The organism is Candidatus Jordarchaeum sp., from assembly GCF_052745115.1.
On record NZ_JBRAKS010000202.1, the window covers coordinates 1 to 7,177 of the forward strand.

The 7,177-nt window shown below is 40.3% G+C and carries 7 protein-coding genes; 3 read left to right on the top strand and 4 right to left on the bottom strand.

Features of this window, described 5'->3' with window-relative positions:
* Nucleotides 1-60: 60 nt before the first annotated feature.
* Nucleotides 61-393, bottom strand: coding sequence for a MerR family transcriptional regulator (locus ACUVXA_RS13555; RefSeq protein ID WP_445871811.1), 333 nt, complete (start codon nucleotides 391-393; stop codon nucleotides 61-63).
* A 348-nt stretch (nucleotides 394-741) separates the two neighbouring features.
* Between ACUVXA_RS13555 and ACUVXA_RS13560 the strand changes: the two genes are divergently transcribed.
* Both ACUVXA_RS13560 and ACUVXA_RS13565 read left to right on the top strand, forming a co-directional pair.
* Nucleotides 742-1,302, top strand: a complete 561-nt coding sequence (locus ACUVXA_RS13560; RefSeq protein WP_445871812.1) for a hypothetical protein — start codon at nucleotides 742-744, stop codon at nucleotides 1,300-1,302.
* A gap of 65 nt (nucleotides 1,303-1,367) precedes the next feature.
* Complete coding sequence (locus ACUVXA_RS13565) at nucleotides 1,368-3,422, top strand: minichromosome maintenance protein MCM (protein WP_445871813.1); 2,055 nt, start codon at nucleotides 1,368-1,370, stop codon at nucleotides 3,420-3,422.
* Between the two features lie 211 nt (nucleotides 3,423-3,633).
* Here ACUVXA_RS13565 and ACUVXA_RS13570 read toward each other — a convergent pair whose 3' ends face one another.
* Nucleotides 3,634-4,101 (bottom strand): hypothetical protein, encoded by a 468-nt coding sequence (locus ACUVXA_RS13570; RefSeq protein ID WP_445871814.1) that lies wholly within the window; start codon nucleotides 4,099-4,101, stop codon nucleotides 3,634-3,636.
* 365 nt (nucleotides 4,102-4,466) lie between these two features.
* On the bottom strand, nucleotides 4,467-5,849 hold the full coding sequence (locus tag ACUVXA_RS13575; protein ID WP_445871815.1) for a TrpB-like pyridoxal phosphate-dependent enzyme: 1,383 nt from the start codon (nucleotides 5,847-5,849) through the stop codon (nucleotides 4,467-4,469).
* A gap of 173 nt (nucleotides 5,850-6,022) precedes the next feature.
* Between ACUVXA_RS13575 and ACUVXA_RS13580 the strand changes: the two genes are divergently transcribed.
* Nucleotides 6,023-6,526 (top strand): amino acid-binding protein, encoded by a 504-nt coding sequence (locus ACUVXA_RS13580; RefSeq protein WP_445871816.1) that lies wholly within the window; start codon nucleotides 6,023-6,025, stop codon nucleotides 6,524-6,526.
* A 58-nt stretch (nucleotides 6,527-6,584) separates the two neighbouring features.
* On the opposite strand, the gene ACUVXA_RS13585 is transcribed toward ACUVXA_RS13580, so the two are convergent.
* Complete coding sequence (locus ACUVXA_RS13585; RefSeq protein WP_445871817.1) at nucleotides 6,585-7,064, bottom strand: hypothetical protein; 480 nt, start codon at nucleotides 7,062-7,064, stop codon at nucleotides 6,585-6,587.
* Nucleotides 7,065-7,177 lie beyond the last annotated feature (113 nt).

The following is a 7,177-nucleotide window of genomic DNA, read 5'->3' on the forward strand; positions in this document are numbered from 1 at the left end:
CGGAGCGGGTTAACCGGTCAGGGTGGGTTAGCATGATCTTCTCCACCTTGCGGTTCGCTACTAGTTGTAGGAGTTTCTGGTAGTTTTTCCGTTTTTCGTTTTAATCCAGAGTCGATGTCGGTCAGTGTTTTTGTGGTTTCCTGCTGTTTGAGAGAGTTCCCTCTGTCTTTGGAGGTCGTTGCGCTGGGATGCTTGTGGCACGCGGGTGTATCCTGTGATCTCTCTCTGCTCGTGGATGTTTAGCAGTCGCTTGATTTCGCTTTCGGGTATTGGTCTTCGGCCGCCGGCTGTTCTGACCACTCGGAGCTTTGTCTGCTTGTCCCATTTCTGGATGGTTTGTGTCGTGACGCCTAGTAGTTGTTTTGCTTCTTTGAGGGTGTATAATCGCTCCATATGCATCTAGCGGTAGTTCAGCATGATTCTATTTAAACACCGCTATTTTAGAACTGTTAGCATAGGCTTATTAAGTGTAAATATCTAGAAAATTTAGGATAGAACTATTATTTCTGTTAGTAATTGGTAATTTTTTTCTTACTTCTGTTGTGGAGAATTATCTTCTTCTAATGGAAGATATAATTATGAATTTAATAACACTTTTCTATAATATTTTATTCCCTTTGGAAAAGAGAGGTTTATAATAGAATATAATAAATTTTAATAATGAAACTAATACTCTAGATTTTAAATAAATAGTTTTTAGGAAGGAGATTTAGTTCTAAATCTGTGAGGAGAGTATTGTTCTTGGAGTTTGGCAGTGTATCCATATCCGATGTGAAGTTTGATGTTTCACGCTTTCTTTTCAAATTTGAGCATATTCCGGTTAAGGTTATGGTTATCAGAGATTATCCAAAAATTGAGGTTGGCGGTAGAACTCTCGGGCCTTTTGTGGAAGGTAGAGAGATGACTCTTAAACTATGGGAAGCAGCAGAACTGGTGCAGCATAAAATCGTTAAATACCGGGAGGAAATCAAGTTTGACTTTTCTGAACTTCACAAACAGTCTTGGGCTGAAACAAGTAAGTCCCAACTCCAACAAATCGATCCCAATTTTTATCTGAAACTCAAAATGTATTATATGGATCCCGAAATTGAAGAGTCAGAGAAGGAAAAAGTAGAGGGTATGGTAATGGATTTGATGTCGCAGCGTTTATCCAAAATTCTGAAAATAGCTCTCAAGGGCGGAAGTAGATCAGAAATGGTTAAAAATATGACAGAGGAAGAGAAATGGCTCTACGACAGGTTAAGCAATTTGATTAGAAGTTGGGAAAGTGGATTACGTATGTTTAAAAAGGAGGCGGTTTAACAATAAATCAGAAATAACAATACTCTTCTAACGAAAGACATTAAATTTTATGATAGGAGATAATAATGATTAGCGCAGATCCCGCTGAACGTTTCGAAAATTTTGTTAAAAACTATCGTTCAGAATCAGGTTTAATGGAATACCGTGACAGAATTCAAAAGATGACCATTACGGGCGAGCGAAGCTTAGTCATCAATTTTGATGATTTAATCAGATTTGATCCAGAGCTGGCGAAAACACTCCTAGAAAAACCGGAAAAAACTCTGAAAGATTTGGATCAAGCTCTGCGTCGAATCATAGAAACAGAAGATCCAGAATATGCTGAGACCGTGGAAAATTTTCATGTTCGTTTTGCCAATTTACCTGAAGAGCACCACATCAATCTTAGAAAAATTAGATCAGAACACATAAATCAGTTGATAATGGTCAGCGGAATACTTACCAGAGCCAGTGAAGTGAAACCTGAACTCATAGAAGCAGTGTTCGTTTGCCAGAGATGTGGCGAAGTAATGATTCTGAAACAAACAGAAACAAAAATAAACCAACCCGCAGAATGCTTTAACCCCTCGTGCCGAAGGAAAGGACCTTTTAAACTAATTGTAGAAGAATCAAAATTCATCGATTGGCAAAAAATAAGAATACAGGAAAAACCAGAGGAACTACCACCAGGACAACTACCACGTAGTCTAGACTCGATTCTTGTCGATGACATCGTAGACATCGCAAGGCCCGGCGACCGCATCACATTAACCGGAATCCTACGCTCAACACCAGAAACCACAGCCAGGGGAGGAAAACTCGTAACCTTCAGGAGCTTCCTAGAAATAAACCATGTAGACGTTTCAGAGATAGAATTAGAAACAGTGGAAATAACTGAAGAAGAGGAAAAAAAGATCAAGGAACTGTCAGAAGACCCCTTCATATACCAAAAAATTATTCGATCTATAGCCCCCAGCATATACGGGATGGAAAACATCAAAGAAGCGGTAGCTCTACAACTCTTCGGCGGGCAAACAAAAATAATGGAAGACGGCGTCACAATAAGAGGAGAAGCCAACATACTCATGGTGGGCGACCCCGGAACCGCAAAAAGCCAGCTATTACAGTATGTAGCGCGTATCGCACCCCGAGGACTATACACCTCCGGAAAAGGAACCACCGCAGCAGGCCTTACAGCAGCAGTTCTTCGGGACCCGGACACCGGAACCATGATTCTAGAGGCAGGAGCACTGGTAATTGCAGATCGAGGAGTTGCATGTGTAGACGAAATGGATAAAATGAGAGAACAAGACCGAGTCGCCATCCACGAGGCAATGGAACAAGGAACCATCTCCATCGCAAAAGCAGGAATAGTAGCCACACTAAACGCTCGCACCGCAATACTAGCAGCAGCAAACCCCGCACTGGGACGATGGAGCCCTTTTAGGGGAGTCTCTGAAAACTTGAAACTACCAGTTACCATTCTCTCCAGATTCGATTTAATATTTGTAATCGTAGACCGACCTATGGAAGAGCAAGATAAACTAATGACTGACCACATTCTCGCTCTGCACAGATCTCAGTCGATTGAAAAAACACCTCCTATTCCACCAGACCTTTTGAGAAAATATGTTATCTATGCGAAAAAGAATGTAAATCCAAAGTTAACTCGGGAGGCTGCAGATAAGCTAAGAGAATTCTATTTAGAGATGCGAAAGATAGGTGAACAGCCAGACTCACCAGTACCTATAACAGCCCGCCAGTTAGAAGCTTTGGTAAGACTCTCAGAAGCAAGAGCTCGCATGGCTTTGCGAGAAAATGTTCTAGCTGAAGACGCAGAAGCAGTAATCCGACTAATGAGATACTCACTTCGACAGGTAGGCAGAGACGAACAAGGACTATTCGACATAGACGCTATATACGTAGGCACCACTAAGAGTCAACGGGACAAGATGGAAATAATACTAGATATTGTTCGGACTTTAGAAGAACAAACAGATGCCCCGGTACCAGTAGAAGTTATCAGGGAAAAAGCTCACCTGGAAAACATTGACGCCACTTTCGTTAACCGCGCATTAACTCAGTTAAAAAATGATGGACTACTATTTGAGCCCAAACCTGGTTTTGTGAAAAGAGCATAATTCACTACACCGATAGTTATAGAGATAGAAGCTAAAATTTTGCAGAAACTACACTTCACCTCAATAGAGCACACAAAAAGACAAAAACCGTATAAGATTTTTTAAAAAAAGGTATAAGCGGGGTAGGACAAGTATTTTTACTCGCCGAACCTAAAACTGACTCTCAAAGCTAAGGTTATGGATTCATCGTTATCTTTCGGAACTATGTTTTTTAACTAGGAACTGAAGTCTTTCTTTCTTTTACACTAGAAATCATATCATCCTGCGGGAAATAATACTGGCGTAGCATAGTTTCCAAGGAATTCTCTATGCTTTCAAGATTTTCAAGATGCTTTTCAATTCCACTCATAATTTTTTTGATACTTGCACCTTTTTTGATAGCGGTGGTGAGAACTGAACGGTGTCCTATACCCTGGATCACAATAACACCATTATTCCCGCTTATTAAAACCTTATCAATCTCCCCTCTGAACAAGTGACTCGCCAGATTAGAACTAATAAAAAACATTGCAGTTTCTGAACACGCTATAGTATCCTTATCCATATCATCTGATAAACTGGTCGCTAAAATTCTGCCATCGGTATAAGTAAGGGAAGAAAATTTTATGGCAGGATTTTCTTTTTCCATCTGTTTCAAATAACCCAATGCTTGTTCACACAAAAAATGAAATTTAGACATTCACATACCTCCATTCTCAATTGTAGAATATAAAGATTCTAATTGTAGTGCTTAGTTTAGAGCCAGGTGCTGCGGAGATCATCACAAAAGTGTCACAAGATAGAACTCCATCACTAGCTCTAAACGATATAAATTTTTTCCGAATTTACCTAATAAACACCACAAAATTTGCCAATTAACACAAAAAATTTCCATATCTAAAAAATAAAATAAGATAAAAAAATAATAACAGAACTACATTTGAAGTGAAAAGAAAATTAAGAAAAAGAAATATGAAACCAGCTTATGTCTCAGTATTGTCATCCATGCCAGTCAACATTCTATAGAAAACCTGTTTAAAGTATTTCCGAAGTAGTATGGTTGAGTTATACAGAGTCTGCCCATGGAACCATTTCTTTCAACTGTTTCAATGATTCCTCAATTTTCTCCTTTGGATATTCATAGGCCACCAGTTTGCCCTCATGATAGTCATCAAATGCCTGCATATCAAAGTGCCCATGACCACAAAGCAGGAACAATATAGTCTTTTTCTCACCAGTTTTTTTACACTTTAAAGCCTCGTCAATCGCAGCCTTAATACCGTGTGCCGGTTCAGGAGCGGGAATTATTCCTTCAGTCTGAGCAAATAGATTCGCTGCCTCAAATACCTCTACCTGATTGTAAGCCCTGACACCAACTTTACCTTCTATATTAAGTAGACATAGTGTAGGTGCTTTGCCATGATACCTCAGGCCGCCAGCGTGGATAGGTGGGGGAATGAAAGTGTGACCAAGTGTATGCATTTTGAGCATCGGACCGGATGCCGCTACATCTGGAAAATCGTACATGTATTTACCCTTTGTAATAGAGGGACAGGCTGTAGGTTCGACTGCCACGAATTCACAGTTGTTGGGAGCCTTTTTGGCCACTTTTTGGTAGTAGAAAGGCCAGAATAGACCTGAGAAACTGCTGCCGCCACCAATACATCCAAAGATAATATCGGGGTAATCGTCTACTTGTTCAAATTGTTTTATAGCTTCCTCGCCCACAACTGTTTGGTGTAGGAGCACGTGGTTGAGCACGCTTCCTAGTGCGTATTTTGTGGTATCGCTGGAAAGAGAGTCTTCCATGGCTTCGCTTATAGCCAATCCGAGGCTGCCTGTGTTATTTGGATCTTCTGAAAGCATTCTTCTTCCGAATTCGGTGTTGTTGCTAGGACTTGGAAAAACTTCGGCACCCCAGTTCTGCATTAATACGCGCCTGTAGGGTTTCTGTTCATAACTAATCTTAACCATGTATACCGCGCATTTTAATCCGAACATTGAACATGCAAATGCTAACGCGGAGCCCCACTGCCCTGCCCCGGTTTCTGTTGTAATTTTTTCTATGCCTTCCTTCATATTGTAATAAGCTTGAGCCACTGCTGTGTTGGGTTTATGAGAACCTGGTGGACTTACTCCCTCGTATTTGTAGTAGATTTTTGCTGGTGTTTTTAGAGCTTTTTCGAGGTTGATTGCTCTATAGAGTGGTGTTGGTCTCCAAAGTTGGTATATTTCTCGCACTTCTTCCGGTATGTTTATCCATCGCTCTTGGCTTATTTCTTGCTTTACCAGTTCTTTTGCGAATATAGCTTCTAACATTTCGGGTGGTGGTGGCTCTCTAGTTTCGGGGTTTAAGGGTGGTGGTAACGGCTTGGGCAGATCTGGTTGTATATTGTACCATTTTTTAGGTATTTCGTTTTCTTCTAATAGTATTTTTCTGGATTGCATGTTTTTCACCTTCATGTTTTTGTTTTTGATCCCTCTCTTGATTGTAGAGGGTTTGACGCTGAAAGATTTAGTTACTTGTATGAACATTATTTGTTATAAAGGTTAAATTTAAATCTTACGTGTACAAATATGTACATATATAAATATAAAGACCAGTGAATGGAGAATTAACTATGTGGCGAAAAACCTCCGAATATTTCTCTGACCATTCAGAAAGACTTGCTGTGGCCCGAGTGCTGGTGGAAAATGGTTTAAACATTAAGAATGAAAGGGTTTACTGTAACGATATTGAGATCCCAATTAAAAGAATAGCCCAGGTAGCAAACGTTGATAGAAGAACTGTTGTAGAAACCATCAAAATGATAAATAAAAATGAGGAGCTTAGAACCATTTTTACACTTATGAGATCTGCAGGACTATCTTTGAAAGAGATAGCAAGACCCCTTAATCTGGGTGTGCTCGAAATCACAGCCGATGATCCTCGAAGTGTGGGCATACTGGCTAGTGCCGCAACCATCCTAGCCAATGAGGGAATAAGCATTAGACAGGCTCTCACAGATGATCCGGAACTTAGCCCTGAGCCTAGACTAACATTTATCGCCGATAGAAAAATACCCGGAGAACTAATACCAAAATTTTTAGAGATAAAGGGCGTAGCAAAAGTTTCAATCTATTGAAATAGCCAGCTAAAGTTTAACACTAAGTTTTACGAGTATTAAAAATGTGGAAAATTATTTAAACACTTTGCTGTTCTACACGCCAACCCCCGTCGTCGTCTACACGGACCGTGCAGGGTACTGGAGAACCCCTATCACTGCCGTCTGAGTTCTTGCGTTTAAAGAAGAATTTTCTCTGATTTGGAAACTCCGCTTTTCCCTCCTTGTGGAATTCGTAGTAGACTCCGTAGTCCTCAACGTAGTGTCTTCCAGTGCTCCACCAAAAGCTTGGGGTTGAACCTTTTACATCAGCTTTCTCCTGTAGGTATAAGGATAGTGTTTTTACCCATTCTTTGTGATCACCCTTTTGAAGAAGTTCGTAGGCCTTTATTGCTATTTCCTTGGGATCACCTTTAGCTTCAGGCGTCTTTGATTTAATTCTGGCATCAGAGATCTTTTCCGCAGCCTTCCCAGCAGCTTTTTCGGCTGCTTTTCTTGTAGCGGTAGTAGCGGCTCGCTTTCCAGCCCCTTCTGCTTTTTCCTTTAATTTATTAAACAAGAATCTACCTCCAACAATTATGTATTATTATAGGCATATTGTGAAATAAATATTTTACGGTTCTGGTACTAAATACGGTTGGTGGGTCTGATTAGTTTTTTGGTTTTCATTTC